The organism is Rhodospirillales bacterium, from assembly GCA_028824295.1.
GTDB lineage: Bacteria > Pseudomonadota > Alphaproteobacteria > TMED109 > TMED109 > VXPW01.
In genome coordinates this window covers 118954-139347 of sequence record JAPPED010000007.1, presented here as the reverse complement: position 1 = coordinate 139347, position 20394 = coordinate 118954, and the positions used below count along the sequence as shown (strand labels likewise).

Genomic DNA, 20394 nt, shown 5'->3' with positions numbered 1-20394 from the left:
GTCCGGCGTGACGCCGTCCGCCTCCGCGCGATAGGTCAAGCCCATGCGATGCCGCAGGACATCCGGTACCAGCGCGTAGACATCCTCCGGCAGCACGTGATCACGTTCCATCAGCCAGGCGCGCGCCTGGGCGGTCCGCGCCAGCGACACCGACCCACGTGGACTCACGGGGTGGGACAGGTGCTCGTCTACCCCATCGAGACTCTTCGGATCGCCGCGCGTGCCCGACATCAGGCGCACGATGTAATCCCGAATGGGATCGGACAGGTGCACGTCGAGCACCAGGCGCCGTGCCTCCGCGAGGTCAGCCTTCGAGATGGGGGCAGGCGGCTCGGCCGGGGTCAGGGCGTCAACCGCCTCCTGCAGGACCAGATCGAGAATCTCTCTCTCAGTGGCGAGGTCCGGATAGTCGACCGTGACATGCAGCAGGAATCGATCGAGCTGCGCCTGCGGAAGTTCCCACGTTCCCTCATGCTCGATCGGGTTCTGCGTCGCGATGACAAAGAACGGCGATTCGAGCTTGAAGCTCTTCGTGCCGCTCGTGACCTGCCGTTCCTCCATCGCCTCGAGCAGGGCCGACTGAACCTTTGCCGGCGCACGGTTGATTTCGTCGGCAAGAATGAAGTTTCCGAAGATCGGCCCCATCTGAAAATCGAATCTCTGCTCACGGGCATCGTAAATCGAAGATCCGGTCAAGTCGGAAGGCAGCAAGTCAGGGGTAAACTGGATCCGGTTAAAGACACCTTCCATTCCCAGCGCAAGCAGGCGTGCGATACGCGTCTTGGCCAATCCCGGCGCTCCCTCCAGCAGGACATGGCCGTCGGCCAGTATCCCGATCAACAAATTGAGCACTGTTTGGCTCTGACCAACCATGCCGGATTCGAGGCGGCGTCTCAGCTCAACAAACGACGGACGAACAGACACTAACCGATACTCCTTTTCCCGAGGCCAGCCGGGCCCCCACCCGCGATACGCGATACTTGAGGCACGTTGCCAAGCGCACGCAACCACGAATGAAACTGATTATCGAGGGCGCGTTAGGAACGTCGTGGCGAGCGAGGCTCGGGCTGGAAGCAGATCCGTCATGACCGGACTTGCAGGTGTGAGCATGACCGGTCGCGAGCGATTGGTCCACCCGTAATGTTGGTACGGGCCGAACGCCCTGAACGGGTCAGGTCATAGCGGATTTCGGCCGACCAGGTGATCCGGCCTGACCGAAGGAACGTTGCCGGAACGAGGGCGCGGTCGCCCGAGTCACCCTGGGGCCAGGCCGAGCAGTCATGGCGGCACCATGTCTCCTTCTTCCCGGTGGCGGAAACGCATTCCCCGACGGCAAACGCGGCACGCTGCACATCCGACGGACAAGCAGTCGCCGCCGTCGCCGGCGCATCAATCGGTTGATGGGCAGGCCTCGCGCCACAAGTGCAGCACCGGAACGGGCGCCATCCACTCCGGTCCGAGCCGCTTCGAATGCCGGTCGTCGTTGGAACACCTGCAGTCGGACTTCGCGCAGCCTCCGCGATGCCGTTCTTCCGCCCGTACACGTGAGTTGGCTCCGGCAGGCGTGCCGCAATGGATGGTCCGAATGGTCGGGTATTGCGGAAGCGCGGTGCCGGAGCCCTGCTACTGTTGCTTGGGAAGTTTGCCGTCCCGGCCGCGGTGCGGTGTACCTGCACGTTGGCACTGCGCGGCCGTATTCGCTTCGAAGGCTGCCGGACTGCCGGGCCGAGTGACAGGCTACGCGGGAGACGGTCTTGGGAGCGCTGCACCGCCGGTTGGAAAACTGGGGCATCTTCTTGCGAAACCTCGGGATGATTGACCATGCGTGAATTCGAAATTCGAACCGAACCGATTCAGATCAACGCCCCGATCGATGTCGTCTGGACGGTTCTGACCGAGGTCGACAGGTATGGAGAGTGGAACCGCTTCACACCCCAGGTGCAAACGGATTTCTCGATCGGATCCCCGGCACACCTGACGGTGAGGATGGGGCCGACACGGTTTCGCATGACTGAATACGTGTGCGCGTTCGAACGGCCGCGGCTGATCGCCTGGCAAACGGAATTCGGAGCCCGTTGGCTCCTGCGCGCAGTGCGGGAGCAACATCTCAACCCTGTCGATGAGACCAGCTGCAGCTATTACAATTCCGACACACTGACCGGTGTGATGGCGCCGATGGTGTCAGTGTGTTGGGGCGGCTACATGCGTCGCGGCTTCATGGATGTGGCCATGGGCCTGAAGGCACATGCGGAAGCGATCCACGCTGGGACCGGAACGGGTGAAGCGTAGAACGCGTGCCGGACGCCTGGTGACGGTCTAGCGGATCGCGCGATCACCGGGGACGCCGCGGGTCCGGGCAGCAAGATCCGGTCAGTGCCCGTGAGACGGGAGAGGTGCCGTCCGGCAACGTCGCTTCAAGCTACGTGTCCGCCGGCACCCAGGCGGCGAGCGGTTCGCCGCCACAATAGTGGTTCTCCGCCGGGTTCTCGCGAAACAGGACGTAGATGTCGGCAGCTGCGACGCCCATCGTGTCGTGCAGGATGTCGGCGATGGCATCGACCAGCGCCTTCTTGCGCTCCGGTTCGCGGCCCGGTCGCAGGTCGATCTCCACCAGCGGAACGCCGTCGCCGATCTCGCCGACCACCTCGCGAACCGCGACATAGTCGTACTTGGTCTCCTTGGGCGCCAGGGTCTTGAGCACCGCGGCCTTGACCGCGACCCGGATGGCCTGCTGCGTGCCGGCAGGCGTGCCGGCCGGAACTTCGACGCGAATGACCGGCATCGGCGTGTTCTCCTGCTGTCATCAATCGAGAGGCGGCTGCGACCCCTTCCGGCACGCCGTGTGACCCTGTCCCGAACCGGCGTTCGACCGCCGGGAGCTATCCGGGGAACCTCACCAGCGACACATGTCCGCCGGGTCGAACCGGCGCGGACGTTCTGGACCCGCGGCCAGCACCCCGGCCAGCGGCTTGGCAACGCGACGGAAATCCCTCCCGGGCTGCAGCAGACCGTAGCCAATCACGATGGCGCCGGGATTGCCGCGCAACGCGCCATCAGGCGGCGCGGGCAACACGGGCGCGTGTGCCGGCAGGTGCGTCCGACATGCCTTCAGGGCTGGAGAGTTCCAGCACGCCGTCCGCAATGGCCGCCCGTTTCACGACGCGCCGGTCTTCGAGGTAGTCCTGCGTATTGCGCCACGGGTCCTGATCTCCCTGCTTGGGAAACCGGTGCATGTCCCGCTGGAAGTACCCTGACGAAAAACCATCGATCCACGGTCTTGCGGGCATCGTCTGCCGTGCATGTTCCGAGAGGCGCGGCGTCGCCTGATGGTTGCCAGTCCTTTCGAGCTCGTTGATCAACCGGCACGCGTATTCCGCGGTCAAGTCGGCGCGCAACGTCCAGCTCGCATTGATGTAGCCAAAGGTGAGGATCAGGTTTGGCACGTCAGAGAACATCATGCCCTTGTAGTACCAGTGATCAGGCGGGTTGACCGTTCTTCCGTCGACGCTCAGGGACACGCCGTTCAGCACCTGCAGACGGAGGCCAGTGGCAATCACGATGATGTCGGCTCGAACCACGTCGCCGCCTGCAAGCTGCAGACCGTCTCTCGTGAACCGGTCGATCATTTCCGTCCTGATGCTGGCCGTGCCGCGTCGGAGGACCTTGAACAGATCGGCGTCCGGGATGAGGCACAGCCGCTGGTCCCACGGGTCGTAGCGCGGCGTGAAGTGCTTGTCGATGTCGTAGTCCGGTCCGAGAGCTCCGCGCACCATCTCGAGCAGCTTGGCTTTTACCCGCCTCGGTTGCGTGCGCGTAAGGCGGTAGAAAGCGTGGACACGCTTCACGTTCTTCCAGCGAATAATGGCATACGCCCATCGGTTGGGCAGGAAACGGCGTAGGAAATTGGCGATCCTGTCCTGGCTGGGCCAGGACAGAACGTACGTGGGTGAGCGCTGCACCATGACGACGTGACGCGCGCCGCTCATCGCCATTGCCGGCACCAGCGTCATGGCCGTCGCCCCCGACCCGATCACCGCGACTTCCTTGTCCCGGTGGTCCAGGTCCTCCGGCCAGAACTGCGGGTGCACCACGGTGCCCCTGAAGTCCTCCTCACCGTCCCAGACCGGCCGGTGCGGGTGTTCGTAGTTGTAGTAGCCGCCGCACAGCAAGAGCATGCTGCACGCGATCTGCACTGCACGGCCGTCGGTTTCAGCCTCTACGGTCCAGGTGGCGTCCTCGCTTGACCAGGCCGCGTTCGTGACCCGGTGTCCGAAGCGCACGTGGTCGCGGATCCCGTGCTCATCGGCCGTCTCGTTGACGTACTTGAGAATTGTCGAACCATCCGCGATGGCCTTGGCCTCATTCCAGGGTTTGAAGGCGTACCCCAGCGTATGCATGTCGCTGTCGGAACGGACTCCGGGGTAACGGAACAGATCCCAGGTGCCGCCGACAGCTTGGCGACCCTCCAGGATGACGAAGCTCTTGGTGGGGCAATTCCGCATGAGGTGGCAGGCGGTGCCGATGCCCGAGAGACCCGCTCCGACTATGACGACATCGAACCGCTCCACCGCTTGGCCCCGTATCACTCGCAGCTCGGATAACCCGAACCAATGAGTCCAGACGGGAAACGCCGGCTTACGCTCCGACGTGCCAGTCTCCAGCCAACGCTGTACGATGACCTGCATGTCCGAATACCGATGTGTTTCAAGGGCTTCATTTCCTCAATGCAGCGTGGCCTCGATTTGCAAGCATACCGCGAAGTGCAACGAGTGGAGAGGTCGGCCCTTGAGGCCTCCGCGGGTTTGGCGTAGATGGTTGGGGCCGTGCGACATTCACAGGGACAGCCGCGGACCTTGCGCACGACGGTGTTGCGACGGGTCGGCGCCCGGGGGGTCGATGGCGGTCTCGCGCCCGCCCCTGCTCCGGTGGGGAGGGGCTCAGGTCGTTCGCGGCCGGGTTGCTGCAGCTATCCCGGCCCCACGAGAAGCCGCCGGGCGATCCCGTGAACAGCCGCTCGCGGAGCGAGGACACGGCCGCTCGGGAGGCCGCCGCTGCCACCCTTGCCGAGTACGACCGCATGGCGGAGGCGTTTCGCCATCGCACCTCCGACCACGATGTGAGCCAGAACATCAAGGCCCTGCTGGACGCGATCGACGGCGCGCCGCCGCACACGATTCTCGATTTCGGCTGCGGTCCGGGCCGCGACCTCCGCGCCTTTGCCGAGCTCGGGCACGAGGTCACGGGCCTCGACGGATCGGCCGAGCTGGTCGCGCTGGCCCGGGCGAGGATCAACTGCCCGGTACTGCACCAGGACTTCCTCGACCTCCGCCTGCCGTCCGCGCATTTCGACGGCATCTTCGCCAACGCCTCGCTGTTCCATGTACCGAGCAGCCAGATCAAACGCGTTCTCGCTGAACTGGCGGCCGCGCTCAAGCCCCGCGGCGTGCTGTTCTGTTCGAATCCGCGCGGCGAGAACGAGGAAGGGTGGGTCGGTGGCCGCTACGGCTGCTTCTACGATCTTACGACGTGGCGCGCCCTGACCACCGGGGCCGGTTTCACCGAAGTGCACCACTACTATCGACCGCCTGGCCGCCGTCGGGCCGAACAGCCGTGGCTTGCCACGGTCTGGCGCAAGAGCGACGATGTCGACGCGGCGACCGCGCCGCGGTGACGCTCGCCCGCCGGTTCCGGGGCCCGCGGTCGCCCTCGGCAATCACGGGAACAGGTTCGCCTCATCGAGGCCGAGCGCTTTCATGTCCCAGCCGGCCCGGCCGCCTGCGTCCCGGCGTGCGTCGCGTCCCCGGCAACGGAGAGTGCCGCGCGTCACTGGATCCATGCTGGCAGTCCCCACTCACGGCGCCGGCATCCGGCGCGGGAGGAGTCGTGCGGCTGCCTACGTGAGCACCTCGGCGTGACTCTCCGAGAAGATGCGAACCGCGTCAGCGTCGGTGCAGCGCACCAATTCGCGACTGTCGTGCCGGCAAACGGGAAATCCCCGCCGGCAATTGCCTGAGAAACCGTGCGCGCGCGCGAGACTATTTCGCGGCGACCGGCACTAGGTCCGGCAGGCGGCCGTCGGGCGTCCGGGCCGTCTGGCGCATGTCCTTCTTAACGTGTCGGGTGTCGTAGCCGTTGAACAGGTGGCCGAACAGACCGCGCTCGAGGTCAGAGGTCCCGAACAACCAGTCCATGATCGGGAACGTCAGGTTCATGTTGCGTTCCATCATGAGGGACTGGTTGTGATGGGCCGTGTGGTGGCGCCGGATGGTGTTCACGAACGGCACGTTGCGGACGAACCAACTCTCGTCCACGTGACAGCAGAAATGCATGAATTCGTAGATGAGATACATGGACGTGGTGGTCGTAATGACGAGCCAGCCGACATTGGGCGTGAACAGCCAGCCGGCGACGAGCGCGATTGGTATCGACATGCAGATGAACGTCACCAAGGCGAATGGCGGGAAGAACGTGACTCGCCAGTCGTGCTGACCGGCGAAACGCATCTCGTCGTCGGTAAAGAACTGGTGGTGCATCATCGTGTGGCGCATGTAAATGGCCCGCAACGCCCTGTTCTTCTGCGGTCTGTGCATGATATGAGTGTGCAAGAACCACTCGAAGAAATTGGCGCCCAGGAACGCCACCGGCACGATTAGCAGCTCATACCAGCGCACATCCGTCATGCTCTGGAAGTAAATCGTCATGGCGGCGAACCCGATCGCATAGATCACGCTCACGTGGAGCCACCCGTTGTACCAGCCGACGATGCGCTGGCGGTATGTATCGCGGTACCGGCGCTGCCGGTCCGACATGTGCGACTGATCGAGTTCCCGCTGCATTGGTCCTCCTCTCGGCCGATCAACTGGTGGCCCGGACGTTCGTGAGAGCGACTTCAATGTCCGCCGATGTCATTTCCCACTCGTTGCTGAAGTAGGCGACGACCCTGGACATGAAGGCCGCACATTCGACCTTGGCTTGCTCGTCATCGGCGAAATGCTCTGCCAGGATCGCCAGCGCCAGCTGAGATGGTCCATCGCCCTCGTAGCCCCACTCGAATCCGCGGCTCGTGAACGTGTGGATGTCCAGACGAGGGTCCAAGGGCTTGCCGTCGACGGTGACCTCGGCGCCGTCAATGTCCCGCTTCCCCGTGTAGGTGCGATTACTCACTGGCCCCGCCGAGCACTCGCGAATGATGATCGTCTGATAATATATCAGCCATGTATCACCGTCCAACGGGCTTGAAGTCGTGATGCCCGGACCCTTGGCAGACCTAGATTATCACGTGCTGGCTGGCTTTCTGGCGGGTGCCCTGGTCGCCGTGTGGTCGACCGTCATGGTCAGCGGTTTTCTCCCGCGAGCGGCCGGTCCGGCTGTGGCGCGCGGCCTGATCGGTGGGATTCTCGTCTATGCGTCCGCCGCAGCCATCTGCGTGTTGCTGGCGGCCCTGATTCTTGCCGCGCCGTTGCTGCCGTGGACGGTCGGCGTGATTGCTGCGGGTGTCGCCGTTCTCGGCGCTCCGTTTCTGGTCCAGCTCCTGCCAAAGTGGTTCCGAAGTTCGCGAACCGGACTGCTCGCCGTGCTGGCACTATGTGCTGTGGCTTCGTACACGCTGGCCAGTTTCACACGAGTCTGAACGGAGAGAACAGATGCCGCCGATGATCCGTGCGATCCTCACCCTCACCGTCATCGTTGCCAGCGCCGCGCTTTGGCTCATCCGCCAGCGAATTGGGCTGGATGTATCCGTTGAGCTGCATTTCGGGTTGACCGCATTCATGTGTGTGGCGGTCTGGCTGTTTCCGGAGGTCAAGAAAGACAGCAGCGGCAAACGGTAGCGGCCGTCCACGCGGCATCCGGGACAGGTTTCGTCCTGCGCGCGATCCAAGGGCCGCTCGTTTTCCACACAAACGGCCGGCCACTCACAGACTGGCCCGGGTGAACTCGGACATGTAGTCGATCAGCTCATCCGACGCGTCGGCGGCATCGTTGGCTCGGCCCTCGGCTATCGCCCTCGCGACCGCGGCGTGAAGAGTCGCGCAGCGCTTCAAGTCGAGCGCCTCCCGGTAGTGCTGATACCAGAACCGTCGGGCGAGGCCCTGCATCAGCTGCATGGTTCTTGCGGCATATTCGTTCCGGCAGGCGGTCACGGTCAGCCCGTTGAACTGAAGATCCAACCGCATGAACGTGACGTCGTCGCCAGCCTGGGCTGCAGCATCGAGGTCGCTGGCGAGCTGGCCAAATGACTGACGCTCTTCATGCGTGGCCCTCCGGGCGGCATCGCGCATGATCATTCGCTCGACTTCGCGGCGCAGCTCGAGCAGCTGTAGTTGGCGCGCATGATTGATTTCCGTCACCATCACACCGCGACGCGGCAGAATCGTGACCAGCCCTTCGAATGCGAGACGCTGTAGCGCTTCACGCACGGGGGTGCGGCCCATATCCAGTTCGTCCATCAGCGCCGCTTCCGTCAGCAGCTGGCCCGGCTCGAGCCGGAGTGTGACGATCATCTCTTCGATCTGCAGATAGGCCTTGTCGGCAAGCGAGGACTTGTTTTCTCCCCGAAGTCCCTTGTAGGCGCCCAGCTTCTGCCGCCGATCCATCGGCCAGTCCCCGTTGATTGATGAGGTTTCCGCGAGAGAACGGTTGCGGGTTGCGTTCCTGGCCCGACCGTAGCCCATCGACAGCGTAGGTGGGTCCGTCGATGTCGGGCGACGCGTGTTCCGGCACCGCCAAATGCCGATCTCCCTCGCTTCCCCCGGCAATCGATTGCAGGCGGACGCCTGAGCGCTGGCGCCTTCCGGCCATAGGGCAGGGAAGGGAGCCCCGAACGCGCCGTTTCCAATTTGGTTGGCGCCGTCTCCTGACCCTAGCCGCCGAGGTAAGCCCGGCGCACGTGGGCGTTCTCGTGCAGGTCGGCCGCCGGGCCTTCCAGCGCCACCGCGCCGGTTTCGAGCACGTAGGCGTATTGCGCCAACCGCAGGGCCATTTCCGCATTCTGCTCGACCAGCACGACCGGGATGCCCCGCCCGGAGATATCGGTAACGATCTTCGCGATCTCCTGGACCATCACCGGCGACAGGCCCATCGAGGGCTCGTCCAGCAGCAGCATCCGGGGAGAACTCATGAGCGCCCGACCAATCGCCAGCATCTGCTGCTCCCCGCCGGACATCGATCGGGCCCATTGTCGGCGCCGCTCCGCGAGGCGTGGAAAGTGGTCGAAGACCTCCATCAGGGAGCCCTGCACGGCAGCCTTGTCCGTCCGCAGGAACGCACCGGTGTGAAGGTTTTCCTCGACCGTCAGGTCCGGAAACACTCGCCGCCCCTCTGGCACCTGGGCGATGCCTCGGCGAACGATCTCTTCCGGCGGCAGGCCGTCAATTCTTGCATCGTCGAACCGGATTTCCCCTCTGGTCAGCGGCTCCAGTCCGGAGATGGCGCGCAGGGTCGTCGTCTTGCCGGCACCGTTTGCGCCGATGATGGTCACGATGCCGCCGGGCGGAACCGCCATCGAGACGCCCTTCAGCGCCGCGGTTTTCTGGTAACGCACCTCGATGTCCCGGATCTCAAGCAGCATCGCTGGCCCCGTTGGCCGTGGCCGAGCCGAGATAGGCCTCGATGACCGCCGGATCATTGCGCACCGCCTCCGGTATGCCCTCCACCAGCAAGGCGCCGAAATTCATCACCGTGATGATGTCGCAGAGGTTCATCACCGCCTGCATGTCGTGCTCGACCAGCATGACGGTTACGCCGCGGTCCCGGATGCGCCGGACTAGGGCCATCATGCGCCGGGTCTCCTCCGGGTTCATGCCCGTGAAGGGTTCGTCGAGCAGCATGACCTTTGGTTCCGCCGCCAATGCGACCGCCATGCCCAGCATGCGTTGATGCCCATGCGGCAGATTCGACACGGGTTCGTCCGCCAGCTCCTCCAGGCCGAAAAACGCCAGTGTGGCCAACGCCTTCGCGTCAGCTTCGCGCTCGGATGACCGATCCGTACCCAGCAGGCGGCTAAGAAAACGGGCTCGGGCACCGAGATGGCGGCCCACACGGACGTTGTCCAGGACGGAGAATTCCTGGAACAAGGTCGAGCCCTGGAACGTCCGCACTAGGCCCATCGCCGCGAGCGTGCTGGTCTTGCGGCCGGAGATGTCGAGGCCGCGAAAGAACACCTGCCCCGCGGTTGGCGCGTAGAAGCCGCTGATGACGTTGAAGGTCGTGGTCTTGCCCGCACCGTTCGGCCCGATCAGGCCATGAATGGCGCCCTCACGTACGGAGAAACTGAAATTGTCGACCGCCACCAGGCCACCGAACCGCCTGGTCAGCCCGCGCGCTTCCAGGATCGTTCGTTCGTCCGGCGCGTTCACCCCGCCCCCTCTCCGGTCGCGATGGGCCGGCCGCGCCAGCGCCGCACCCGTTCCCGCACCCGAGGTACGAGGCTTTCGAGGCCGTTCGGCAGGTAGAGTACCGAGAGGATCAGGATGGCCCCGTAGATCAACGGCCTTGCAGTATCGAGCCCCAGGGCACGCAAGACGATCTCATTGATGACGGTGAGCACGACCACGCCGAGAATCGGGCCGTGGAAGGTGGCGGTTCCGCCGACGATTGCCCAGACCAGGACATAGACCATCTGGTCGACACCGAAGCGTGTCGGGTTCACTGCGCCGACATAGTGGGCGTAGAGACCGCCCGCGATTCCGGCGAAGAAGGAGGCGATGACAAACGCGAGCGTCCGGTAGCGGAACGTGTCGATCCCGACCGATTCGGCGAGCCGGTCCTGCCAGTGGATGGCGTGGAAGGTCAACCCGATGCGCGATCGTTCGATGCGGTAGAGGACGAACAGCGAAGCCGATACGACGATCAGCGCCAGAAAGTAGTAGTTCACCGGTTCGTAGAAATCGATCGACAGGAAGCCGATGTCGATGTCAGGAAAGGCATCGATGCGCTTCAGCCCCTTGGGACCGCCGAAGGGTTCGGTGAAGCGCTTCCAGATCAGGCGGATGATCTCGCCGGCCGCGAACGAGCCGATCAGGAAGTAGAAGCCCTTCATCCGGAACAGCGGAAAGCTCAGGACCGCCGCGGTGGCTGCCGCAATGCCGCCGCCGAGCAGCAGGGAGATCGGCACCGGAACGCCGAGCCGCTTTGCCAGCAGCGCGCTGGCATAGGCTCCGACCCCCATGATGACAACGTGGCCGAGTGACCACTCACCGGTCAAGGTCAAGAGCCGGTAGCTGGACACCAGCAGGACGTTGATGACCAGAAGCACCGCGATTTCCTGCTGGGAATAGCTCAGCAGGTAGGGAAGGACGGCCAGCGCGGCGAACAGGAAGACCAGTCGCAGCTGCCAGGCGATCCGCCGGACCAGTCTTCCGGTCCCCGTTCCTGGCATGGTGCCGGTGGCTTCAGGCACGTTCCTTTGCCCCGAACAGGCCAGTCGGCCGCACCACCAGCACAGCGAGCATCAGGGCCAGTCCGACGATGTTGGCGACGACCCCGTCGAAGAACGTCGTGACAAATGTGTGGACGAATGCGTACAGCACTGCTGCGATCACGGCGCCTTCGAGGCTGCCAACGCCGCCCACGATGATGATGATGAAGGCCGTGACGATGATCGAGTGGCCGATGTAGGGCGTCGGGCTGACCAGGGGCGCGGTCAGCGCGCCGGCGACGCCTGCCAGGGCAGCACCAATGAACATGGCGATGCGGGCGGTCTGGTTCATCGAGATGCCCTGGAGGGAAGCGGCCTCGGCATCTTGGGCGCAGGCGCGCAGCGCCCGACCGAATTTCGAGCGTTTGAGGAAGGCCCACAGAGCTCCCAGGAGCACGATCGCGGCCGCAATGACGAACAGCCGCTGATAGGTCAGGATGGCCCCGAAGACCTCAAACTTGCCTTGGGTCCAGGGCGGGACATGGCCCATGCGTCGGCCGAAGCCGAACACGGCCAAGGTTTGCAGGATGAGCAGGAAGCCGATCGAGGCAATCAGGCCGCCCAGTGGATTGTCGCGTAACGGCCGGAACAACGTCCGCTCCATGACGAGGCCCACGAGGCCGACAAACATCAACCCAGCAGCCACCGCCAGCAGGAATGGGAAGTTTTCCTGGGCGTACAGGAACACGACGCAGTAGGCGCCCACCATGTACAGCTCGCCGTGCGCGAAGTTGATGACGCCCATGACGCCGAAGATCATGACCAGCCCGACAGCGATCAGCGCCATGTAACTGGCCGCATACGTCGCGTTGACGGCGGTCTGCCACAGCAGGTCCATCAGCGGGCCTCACCGCCTCGGGCGAAAAAACGCTGCCGGGACTGGGCAACACCCGGCCCCGGCAGCCTGTACTAGCACGGCAGCGGTGCCATGCGGAACGCGGCGTGCTACCCGCGCTGGTTCCACATCTGGCCCAGGTCCGTCATGTGCTTGATCATCAGGTCCTTATGCTGGTCCCACCAAGCGGGGATGGACCGGAAGTCCTTGATCGTGGCCTTGCCGCCTTCGATCACGACGACCGGCCAGTTGCCGACAAGGGCGTTGTCGATGCCGAACAGCTCCGTGCCCCACCAGTCGGCCGTGCCGAACGCGTGCTTGCCGGTGCCGTCGGCCTTCATCGCCTCCAGGACGGCGGCCGGCTCGGCGCTGCCCGCGCTGCTAGCGGCGTCGGCCCAGAGGTCCATGATCGAGGCGTATTCCCAGGAGACGGCGCTCCATTCCGAGGCACCGTAGCGCTTGGCGTACTCCGCGTAGAACTCGTTCGGGTTGACGAAGTTCACCCCTTCGCTGTTGAGCGCCGGGTCGTCGAAGTCCGGGAACTGGAAGATGAAGCCTTCCATGAACTCTTCCGACGTCTTTTCGATGATCTTCTGATAGAAGTCGGCGGTGCAGGAAATGATCTGACCCTGATAGCCCTGCTGGAACGCCTGTTCACACAATGGGTGGACGTAATCGGCGTAACAGGTATCCAGGCAGAGGATGTCCGGGTTCGCGGAAAGAAGCCTGGTCATGACCGGTGCGAAATCCGTCGTCGCGGGGTCGAAGAACAGGGGCTCGTCGACCATCTCGATCCCGGCTGCTTCGAAGGCCGCCAGATAGGTCGCCACCGACGGCTTGCCAAGGGAGTCGTCCTGCGCGCACATCGCGGCAGTCTTGAGATCCGGCTTGTTTTCCGCCAGCCACTCGACGCCGGTCACGTTGTAGATCGGGTGCACCTCGCAGGGCGCCAGCAGGGTGGTGCTGTCCGGCGACAGGTCGCTGGGAAGCAGCGTCGAGAACAGCATGCCTTCGCGCGCGGCGATCTCCTGTACGCCAGGCCACGTGTCGCCACCCAGCATCATGACGAACTTGACGCCGTCTTCCTTGATCAGCTTGGTGGCGCCGGTGCGTGCCTTGGCGGCATCGTACTCGTTGTCGTAGCCGATGAACTCGATGTTGTACGACTGGCCGCCAATGTTGACCCCGCCCCTGGAATTGACCCAGTCCGCCCAGATCAGGCAGCCGTCCAGGCCGGGTTTGCCCCAGGCCGCGACGGGACCGGTAAGCGGCGCCAGAAAGCCGATCTTGATGGTATGGCTGTCAGCGAAGGAGACGCGCGACAGGCCTGTGCTCATCGCTGCCAGCGCTGCCCCCGAGGCCGCTGAAGTGCCGAGAAATTTCCGCCTACTGATTTTGCGGTCAAGTGACTTGCGCGACATACGTGCCTCCTAGTTTGATACGCCTGCGCGGGCGTCCATTGCCCAGCGGTGCTTCCGAAGGGTCCGGCGACACACCGCAGAGTCTGCGCGACCGCAACCGGAGGCCGGTCCGTCAGCGCCATGACCAATTCTGACCAATTCGCTCGGCGGGCGGCCGACTTTGCACGTTTGCGGTCAATCCCGTACAGCATGACAAATTAGGGGCTGGATGCAAGCGAAATATGCATTATTGTCGCCATTCCACTCGACTGCGCTCGGCTCTGCCGAACTGAATGACCATTACTAATCGAAACCACATGAGCGTATTTCGGCACATAGTGGTGTAGATTGGTATAGATTGGTTTCGGCCCTCCGGGCGAAACTTGAACCCGCGCGGGTGACCGGGGTCAGACCGGATTGCCCGCCAGTACAGTGAGTAAGACGATGGGCAAACGAGTTGCGGTGATCGGCGCGGGGCCGTCCGGCCTCGCCCAGCTAAGGGCGTTCCAGGCGGCAAAGACCGGCGGGGCGGGGGTCCCGGAGGTCGTCTGCTACGAGAAGCAGGCGGACTGGGGCGGCTTGTGGAACTACACGTGGCGCACCGGGCTGGACGAATACGGTGAGCCGGTCCATTGCTCCATGTACCGATATCTGTGGTCGAATGGCCCCAAGGAAGGGCTGGAGTTCGCGGACTACTCGTTCGAAGAGCATTTCGGCAAGCAGATCGCCTCCTACCCGCCGCGTGAAGTCCTGTTCGATTACATCGAAGGCCGGGTGAAGAAGGCGGGGGTGCGCGATGCGATCCGCTTCCGGACGACGGTGCGATGGGTCGACTACGACGACACGACGGGCCTGTTCAGCGTCGCAGCACACGATTTGGTGAACGACGTCGAGACCACCGAGAAATTCGACCATGTCGTTGTGGCGACCGGCCACTTCTCGACCCCGAACGTGCCGCATTTCGACGGCTTGGACCGGTTCAACGGCCGCGTCATGCATGCCCACGATTTCCGTGACGCCGTGGAATTCAAGGACAAGGACATTCTGATCATCGGCACCAGTTACTCGGCCGAGGACATCGGCTCCCAATGCTGGAAGTACGGCTGCAAGTCGGTCACCGTGAGCCACCGGACCGCGGCCATGGGATACGACTGGCCGGACAACTGGAAAGAGGTGCCGCTGCTGCAGAAGGTCGTGGGGAATACCTGCACCTTCAAGGACGGCTCGACGGCCGACGTCGACGCGATCATCCTGTGCACCGGCTATCTGCATTACTTCCCCTTCATGGCGTCAGAACTCCGCCTGCGGACAGCCAACCGGCTGGCGGCGGCGGACCTCTACAAGGGGGTTGTGTGGGTCAACAATCCGAAGCTCTTCTACCTGGGCATGCAGGACCAGTGGTACACCTTCAACATGTTCGACGCGCAGGCTTGGTATGTCCGGGACATCGTCATGGGCCGGGTCCAGCTGCCTGACCGCGAAGCCCGGGCGGCCGACGTTGTCGACCGCGAGGCCAGGGAGGACGCGATCGAGGACGACTACGGCGCGATCCGGTACCAGGGCGACTACGTCCGGGAACTGATTGCCGAGACTGACTATCCCAGCTTCGACGTGGATGGGGCCAACGAGGCGTTCTTCCAGTGGAAGAAGCACAAGAAGCAGAACATCATGGCGTTCCGGGACAACGGGTACAAGTCGGTGATGACCGGCACCATGGCCCCCAACCACCACACTCCCTGGGTCGATGCCATGGACGATTCGATGGAGAGCTATCTCCGGAGCGGATAACGCGACCGGTGCATCCCGGCCATGGCCGACGTGTCGATGGAATGGGAGTGGGACGCTCTCTCGGCCGCCGCACTCGGCGCCTATCGGGCGGCGCGACGGGAGGAAGCGGTCCACTTGTGGCGTCGGGCCGGCGAGTTGTCGCAGGATTTTCCGGCGGGCGATCCACGCCGGGCCGCCAGCGAGAACAACAGCGCGCTTGTCTTCCTGATCGAACAGGATCATGGCTGCGCCGTCCCGGCACTGTCGTCAGCGCTTTCTTTGTGGAATGCGGCGCTGGAGTGGACCCGCGGCATGGCGGTTGCCGCCGTGGCCCGCAGTTCGCTCTATCACCAGCGCATGGAACAGCGCCACGTCCAGACCTACGGTGATGTCCGGCGGGCCCGGCACCGGGAATTCCTGGCCGGCGCGGCGGCCCTCACGCGATTCAACCTCGCCATCGCCCGGCTGTTCCAGAATGAAGACGAAACGGCCGACCGCCTGCTCGCGGCCGCGCTGGCCGAACGCGAGCAAGCGTTTGGGCCCAACAATGCCGAGGTCGTGGAGATTGCGCGCGTGCTGTCGGGTCGCGCCGACGCCGCCGAGGACGATGACCGGATGGCCGCGTACGACGCCAAGATCGAGGCTGCTGTCAAGAACCAAGCGTCCGACGTGCTCGACACGTGGCACCGGGAACAGCCGCCGGAGATGACTGATACCCGTCGACTCCTGGCAGCCGGCTATCTCACGGCGATCGTGCATGAGCGCGATTTCATGTAGCGCGTGACGATGTCGTCGACTTCACGCGCATCGCCACCTGCCGACGGACGCCCGCCGCCGTGCAGGTCGCGCCCGTCCGGGGAGCGCCGCCTTCCTAGATCTGATTGCCGACCGGCGGCCCAGTTCCTAGGCTGACGGACGAAAGAAGGTGCCAGGTTCGAAATGATCATCCAGACGCTGCAACCGCCGATTTCGCAGGTGCCCTCCACGGCTGGCGCCGTCCTGCTGCCCGGCATGCCCACGCTGGGCGTCGGAGTCGAGCGCTACGTTGCCGAGGGCGGCGGCGCGACGGTCTTTTCACTGGAACCGGGCGACAGGGTCACGGTTCGTGACCGGGAGGGCCGGCAGGCCGCGGAGATATCCGCCTTCGCGCCGACCGGCTCGGCGGACACGGAGGGGCTGGGTGTTGCGGCGACCGGAACTGCGGCAGGCCTGAAGGCGATCCTGGGCGCAGGCGACGAACCGGCCAGGTCGCTTGCGGTCAGCTTGCAACGGCGCGGTCTCGATATCGCCTCGGCGCGGTCGACAGAAGTCCTGGGCGGTGACTCGCGCCCCGGCGACGAGGCCACATTCACCGCCGAACGGCCGCTGGTGTGCTTTGTGGCAGCGCCGGGTGCTGCGATGCGGGTCGATCGGCAGGATCCGCCGACTAGGATCGAAATCTTCGTTACCCGTGCAAACCCGGTTGCACCCGCCGAGCATCCGGTGCCGGAGCCCCTGACTGACCCGCGTATCGACCGGCGCGTTGCCGCCCGCACGGCCGAGGCCTACGAGGTCAGGGCCGGCGAATTCATCCAGATCATCGACGTGCAGGGGCGGCAGAGCTCCGACTTTCAGGCGTTCGCCGCGGCCGGCCTGGAAAAGGATCTGGAACTTTGCCTGGACGCAACGGCGACGCGGACCCTGATGGGCCGCGCGTATCCGGCGCCGGGCCTGCTGTCGAAGTGTTTCGACCAGAACCTGCAGCCGATGGTCGAGGTGATTCGCGACACGTGTGGCCGGCATGACAGTTTCCTGTATGCCTGCACGGCGAAGTACTACGACGACATGGGCTATCCCGGCCATGTCAACTGCACCGCCAACTTCAACACAGCGCTGGGGCCGTTCGGAATCGCGCCGCGCCGCGGCTGGATGGCGCTGAACTTCTTCTTCAACACCGGATTCGACGATGCCAACCAGGCGTTCCACGACAATCCCTGGTCGCGACCGGGCGATTACGTGCTGCTGCAGGCGTTGACCGACCTCGTCTGCGTCTCGTCCGCCTGTCCGGACGATATCGATGCCGCCAACGGCTGGAATCCGACCGACATTCACGTGCGGGTCTACCCGCGCGAGAACGTTTTCTCGAAAGCGATGGCCTATCGCATGACCCCTGACGCCGATCCGAAGCTGACCAAGGAGACCGGTTTCCACAGCCGGTTTGCGAGGCACACGAGGAACTTCACCGAATACAACGGTTATTGGCTAGCGAACTGTTTCACCAACCGGGGGGCGCTGGACGAGTACTGGGCCTGCCGCGAGCGGGCGGTGATCATGGACCTGTCCGCGCTCCGGAAGTTCGAGGTGCTGGGGCCGGACGCCGAACGCCTGATGCAGTGGGTGCTCACCCGGAACATGCGACGCTTGGCCACCGGTCAGGTGGTCTACTCGGCCATGTGCTACGAAACCGGCGGCATGATCGACGACGGCACGGCGTTTCGGCTGGGCGACGACAATTTCCGGTGGATCGGCGGATGCGACTACGGCGGCGAATGGATGCGTGAACAGGCGGCAGCACTCGACCTCAACGTCTGGGTGCGCTCGTCGACCGATCAGATTCACAACGTGGCCGTCCAGGGCCCGAAGAGCCGGGAGATCCTCCGGGAAGTGGTGTGGACTCCACCGGCTCAGCCGGCAGTGGAAGAGCTGGGCTGGTTCCGGTTCACGATCGGCCGGATAGGCGATCATGCCGGAATTCCGGTCGTCGTTTCCCGCACCGGCTACACCGGCGAATTGGGTTTCGAGGTCTGGTGCCATCCGCGCGACGCTGGTGACGTCTGGGATGCCATCTGGGCCGCCGGCGAACCGCACGGGCTCTCGCCCTTCGGACTGGAAGCGCTTGACATGGTGCGGATTGAGGCCGGTCTGATCTTCGCCAACCACGAATTTGACGACCAGACCGACCCGTTCGAGGCCGGGATCGGCTTCACGGTTCCGCTGAAGACGAAGGAAGACGATTTCGTCGGCCGGGAAGCCCTGGTCCGGCGCAAGCAATCCCCGCAGCGCAAGCTGGTCGGTTTGGAGCTGGATGGGCAGGAACCGGCGGCCCACGGTGACTGCGTCCACATCGGACGGGCGCAGGTCGGCACCATCACCAGCGCCATGCGTTCACCGGTCCTGCGCAAGAACATCGCCCTGTGCCGCATAGACGTGACCGCCTCGGACGACGGGACCGCCGTCGAAGTCGGCAAGCTGGACGGCCACCAGAAGCGCATCCCGGCACGGGTGGTGCCGTTCCCCTTCTACGATCCCACGAAATCGCGGGTACGGGCCTAGTCCGGCTGAACGGCAGGAGAATGCGATGTCGAACAGGTTTGTCGCGGCCTGCGTCCAGAACAATGCCACGCCGGACGTTACCCACAACATCGAGACGTCGTTGCGCCTCGCGGAGCGGGCGGTGGAGGCAGGAGCCGATCTGATCTGCACGCCGGAATATTTCTCGGGGCTTCGAACCGAGGATGGCCTCTTTCATCCTGCGGCCTTCGAGGAAGCCGCGCACCCGGTCCTGCCGGCCTTCGCCGCCGCGGCCCGCAACTGGAACGTCTGGTTCCTGCTCGGCTCGCTGGGTGTGCTGAACCCAGACGGCCGGATCTCGAACCGGTCCTACGTGATCAACAGCGACGGCGATGTCGTCGCGCGTTACAACAAGGTCCACATGTTCGATGTCGTGCTCGACTCCGGTCCACTGACGGAATCGGCCACGATCGCGCCTGGCGACCGGTCGGTCGTGGTGCCCACGCCGTGGGGCGGACTGGGCCTGTCGATCTGCTACGACCTGCGGTTTGCGCCGTTGTACCGGCAGCTTGCCCACAACGGCGCGTCCATGCTGGCGGCCCCGGCTGCCTTCACCCGGGTAACAGGCGAAGCGCACTGGCATGTCCTGAATCGGGCGCGGGCGATCGAACACGCCTGCTACATGATCTCGCCCTGCCAGTATGGCGAGGTCGAGGGCGGCGGCGCCTGTTTCGGCCATTCGCTGATCGTCGATCCGTGGGGCAAGGTCCTGGCAGACGGTGGCGACAGCGAGGGCATCGTTGTGGCCGACGTCGACCTGGCAGCCGTGGCGGAAGCGCGTCAAAAGATCCCTGTCCTCGATCACGACCGACCGATTGCGCCAGAGTCGCCGTAGCACCGCCTAACCGGCAAGCAGACCATTTGACGGGAGCGCCGGCTAGAGCGCGGCAGCGCCCATCAGGTCCTGCCGTGCTTTTTCCAGGTGGTCGCCGATGTGCTTGACTGCGGAGACCAGATCCCGACGCTTGATCGCCTCGAACAGCTCGCGGTGCTGACGGTTGTACTCGTCGATCTCGTCCGGTGTCAGGATCTTGTTCTTCATCGCGTCCCACTGGTCATGGCTGCGGACCGCGTTGATTTGCTGATACAGGTGGAGCATCAGCGGATTCTTGGAGCTCCGGGCAAGCCATTCGTGGAACATGCTGTCGTGCCGGGAGAAGGCCTCCTTGTCATTCCGGCATTGGTCGAGATCGTTCAGGATCGATCCCAGCATCTTGATCTCGTTGGCAGTCGCATTGAGTACTGCCAGGCGGGTCATGTACGGCTCGACCGCCATCCGCGCCTCGATCAATTCCAGTGGACTGACCCGGCTGACGATGTCGAGGGCAGCGCTGATCGCCATGTCCTCGCATTTGACGAAGGTGCCGCTTCCCACCCGGCGTTCGATCAGGCCGTCGGTCTCGAGATTGAACAGGACCTTGCGAATCGTGCTGCGTGCGGTGTCGAACCGCTCGGCCAGCTCACGCTCGGCGGGCAACTGGTCCCCGTTGACGTAGAAACCGCTGCGGATGGCCTCGCGCAGTTGGGTCGTGATATACCCGACATGCCGGCCGTCCTCGGCAAGGCCTGGACCGGCTGTTAGCCGAGATTCTTGTACAGGCGCACGCGCGTCGGCCACGACAGCACTCCCCCGAATTTCCCGCAAA

Annotated in this window: 21 protein-coding genes; 8 read left to right on the top strand and 13 right to left on the bottom strand. The window is 64.2% G+C overall.

The genetic code is table 11. The annotated features are described in order from the left end of the window. Nucleotides 1–924 (bottom strand): MoxR family ATPase (locus tag OXH60_04475; protein MDE0711374.1); only part of this gene is annotated, 924 nt, incomplete at its 3' end. Nucleotides 925–1821: 897 nt separating this feature from the next. On the opposite strand from OXH60_04475, the gene OXH60_04470 reads away from it, so the two are divergent. Then, nucleotides 1822–2289: an SRPBCC domain-containing protein gene (locus OXH60_04470; GenBank protein MDE0711373.1), complete on the top strand. Its 468-nt coding sequence runs from the start codon at nucleotides 1822–1824 to the stop codon at nucleotides 2287–2289. Nucleotides 2290–2419: 130 nt separating this feature from the next. On the opposite strand, the gene OXH60_04465 is transcribed toward OXH60_04470, so the two are convergent. Together OXH60_04465 and OXH60_04460 are read right to left on the bottom strand one after the other, a co-directional pair. After that, the gene (locus tag OXH60_04465) at nucleotides 2420–2782 is read right to left on the bottom strand and encodes a tautomerase family protein (GenBank protein MDE0711372.1); all 363 of its coding nucleotides are present in this window, start codon (nucleotides 2780–2782) and stop codon (nucleotides 2420–2422) included. Between the two features lie 271 nt (nucleotides 2783–3053). Continuing rightward, on the bottom strand, nucleotides 3054–4685 hold the full coding sequence (locus tag OXH60_04460) for an NAD(P)/FAD-dependent oxidoreductase (GenBank protein MDE0711371.1): 1632 nt from the start codon (nucleotides 4683–4685) through the stop codon (nucleotides 3054–3056). A 317-nt stretch (nucleotides 4686–5002) separates the two neighbouring features. On the opposite strand from OXH60_04460, the gene OXH60_04455 reads away from it, so the two are divergent. Beyond that, nucleotides 5003–5671, top strand: coding sequence for a methyltransferase domain-containing protein (locus tag OXH60_04455; GenBank protein MDE0711370.1), 669 nt, complete (start codon nucleotides 5003–5005; stop codon nucleotides 5669–5671). A gap of 42 nt (nucleotides 5672–5713) precedes the next feature. Here the strand turns inward: OXH60_04455 and OXH60_04450 are convergent, their stop codons facing one another. The 3 genes from OXH60_04450 to OXH60_04440 form a co-directional block, all read right to left on the bottom strand. Next, a complete protein-coding gene (locus tag OXH60_04450) occupies nucleotides 5714–5836 on the bottom strand; it encodes a hypothetical protein (protein ID MDE0711369.1) in 123 nt (40 codons plus the stop codon). Nucleotides 5837–6035: 199 nt separating this feature from the next. Next, nucleotides 6036–6836: a sterol desaturase family protein gene (locus OXH60_04445; GenBank protein ID MDE0711368.1), complete on the bottom strand. Its 801-nt coding sequence runs from the start codon at nucleotides 6834–6836 to the stop codon at nucleotides 6036–6038. Nucleotides 6837–6855: 19 nt separating this feature from the next. Next, a complete protein-coding gene (locus OXH60_04440) occupies nucleotides 6856–7164 on the bottom strand; it encodes a DUF6166 domain-containing protein (GenBank protein ID MDE0711367.1) in 309 nt (102 codons plus the stop codon). Between the two features lie 82 nt (nucleotides 7165–7246). On the opposite strand from OXH60_04440, the gene OXH60_04435 reads away from it, so the two are divergent. Together OXH60_04435 and OXH60_04430 are read left to right on the top strand one after the other, a co-directional pair. Continuing rightward, nucleotides 7247–7630, top strand: coding sequence for a hypothetical protein (locus OXH60_04435; GenBank protein ID MDE0711366.1), 384 nt, complete (start codon nucleotides 7247–7249; stop codon nucleotides 7628–7630). Nucleotides 7631–7643: 13 nt separating this feature from the next. After that, entirely contained in the window at nucleotides 7644–7829 is a 186-nt protein-coding gene (locus OXH60_04430) for a hypothetical protein (GenBank protein MDE0711365.1), read from the top strand. A gap of 84 nt (nucleotides 7830–7913) precedes the next feature. Here OXH60_04430 and OXH60_04425 read toward each other — a convergent pair whose 3' ends face one another. The 6 genes from OXH60_04425 to OXH60_04400 form a co-directional block, all read right to left on the bottom strand. Then, nucleotides 7914–8594, bottom strand: a complete 681-nt coding sequence (locus tag OXH60_04425; protein MDE0711364.1) for a GntR family transcriptional regulator — start codon at nucleotides 8592–8594, stop codon at nucleotides 7914–7916. Between the two features lie 266 nt (nucleotides 8595–8860). Continuing rightward, on the bottom strand, nucleotides 8861–9568 hold the full coding sequence (locus OXH60_04420) for an ABC transporter ATP-binding protein (protein MDE0711363.1): 708 nt from the start codon (nucleotides 9566–9568) through the stop codon (nucleotides 8861–8863). Continuing rightward, the gene (locus tag OXH60_04415; GenBank protein ID MDE0711362.1) at nucleotides 9558–10355 is read right to left on the bottom strand and encodes an ABC transporter ATP-binding protein; all 798 of its coding nucleotides are present in this window, start codon (nucleotides 10353–10355) and stop codon (nucleotides 9558–9560) included. The genes OXH60_04420 and OXH60_04415 overlap by 11 nt, the downstream gene beginning before the upstream one ends. Next, nucleotides 10352–11398, bottom strand: a complete 1047-nt coding sequence (locus OXH60_04410; protein ID MDE0711361.1) for a branched-chain amino acid ABC transporter permease — start codon at nucleotides 11396–11398, stop codon at nucleotides 10352–10354. Before OXH60_04410 ends, OXH60_04415 begins: the two co-directional genes overlap by 4 nt. Continuing rightward, entirely contained in the window at nucleotides 11391–12254 is an 864-nt protein-coding gene (locus tag OXH60_04405; GenBank protein MDE0711360.1) for a branched-chain amino acid ABC transporter permease, read from the bottom strand. Before OXH60_04405 ends, OXH60_04410 begins: the two co-directional genes overlap by 8 nt. 107 nt (nucleotides 12255–12361) lie before the next feature. Beyond that, nucleotides 12362–13672, bottom strand: a complete 1311-nt coding sequence (locus tag OXH60_04400) for an ABC transporter substrate-binding protein (protein ID MDE0711359.1) — start codon at nucleotides 13670–13672, stop codon at nucleotides 12362–12364. Nucleotides 13673–14095: 423 nt separating this feature from the next. On the opposite strand from OXH60_04400, the gene OXH60_04395 reads away from it, so the two are divergent. The 4 genes from OXH60_04395 to OXH60_04380 all read left to right on the top strand — a co-directional run bounded on the left by OXH60_04395 (nucleotide 14096) and on the right by OXH60_04380 (nucleotide 19583). Then, nucleotides 14096–15439, top strand: a complete 1344-nt coding sequence (locus OXH60_04395) for an NAD(P)/FAD-dependent oxidoreductase (protein ID MDE0711358.1) — start codon at nucleotides 14096–14098, stop codon at nucleotides 15437–15439. 21 nt (nucleotides 15440–15460) lie between these two features. Continuing rightward, nucleotides 15461–16195 (top strand): hypothetical protein, encoded by a 735-nt coding sequence (locus tag OXH60_04390; protein ID MDE0711357.1) that lies wholly within the window; start codon nucleotides 15461–15463, stop codon nucleotides 16193–16195. A 162-nt stretch (nucleotides 16196–16357) separates the two neighbouring features. Then, nucleotides 16358–18730 (top strand): DUF1989 domain-containing protein, encoded by a 2373-nt coding sequence (locus tag OXH60_04385; protein ID MDE0711356.1) that lies wholly within the window; start codon nucleotides 16358–16360, stop codon nucleotides 18728–18730. A gap of 25 nt (nucleotides 18731–18755) precedes the next feature. After that, a complete protein-coding gene (locus OXH60_04380) occupies nucleotides 18756–19583 on the top strand; it encodes a carbon-nitrogen hydrolase family protein (protein MDE0711355.1) in 828 nt (275 codons plus the stop codon). Between the two features lie 42 nt (nucleotides 19584–19625). On the opposite strand, the gene OXH60_04375 is transcribed toward OXH60_04380, so the two are convergent. Beyond that, on the bottom strand, nucleotides 19626–20366 hold the full coding sequence (locus tag OXH60_04375; protein ID MDE0711354.1) for a FadR/GntR family transcriptional regulator: 741 nt from the start codon (nucleotides 20364–20366) through the stop codon (nucleotides 19626–19628). Between the last annotated feature and the right edge of the window lie 28 nt (nucleotides 20367–20394).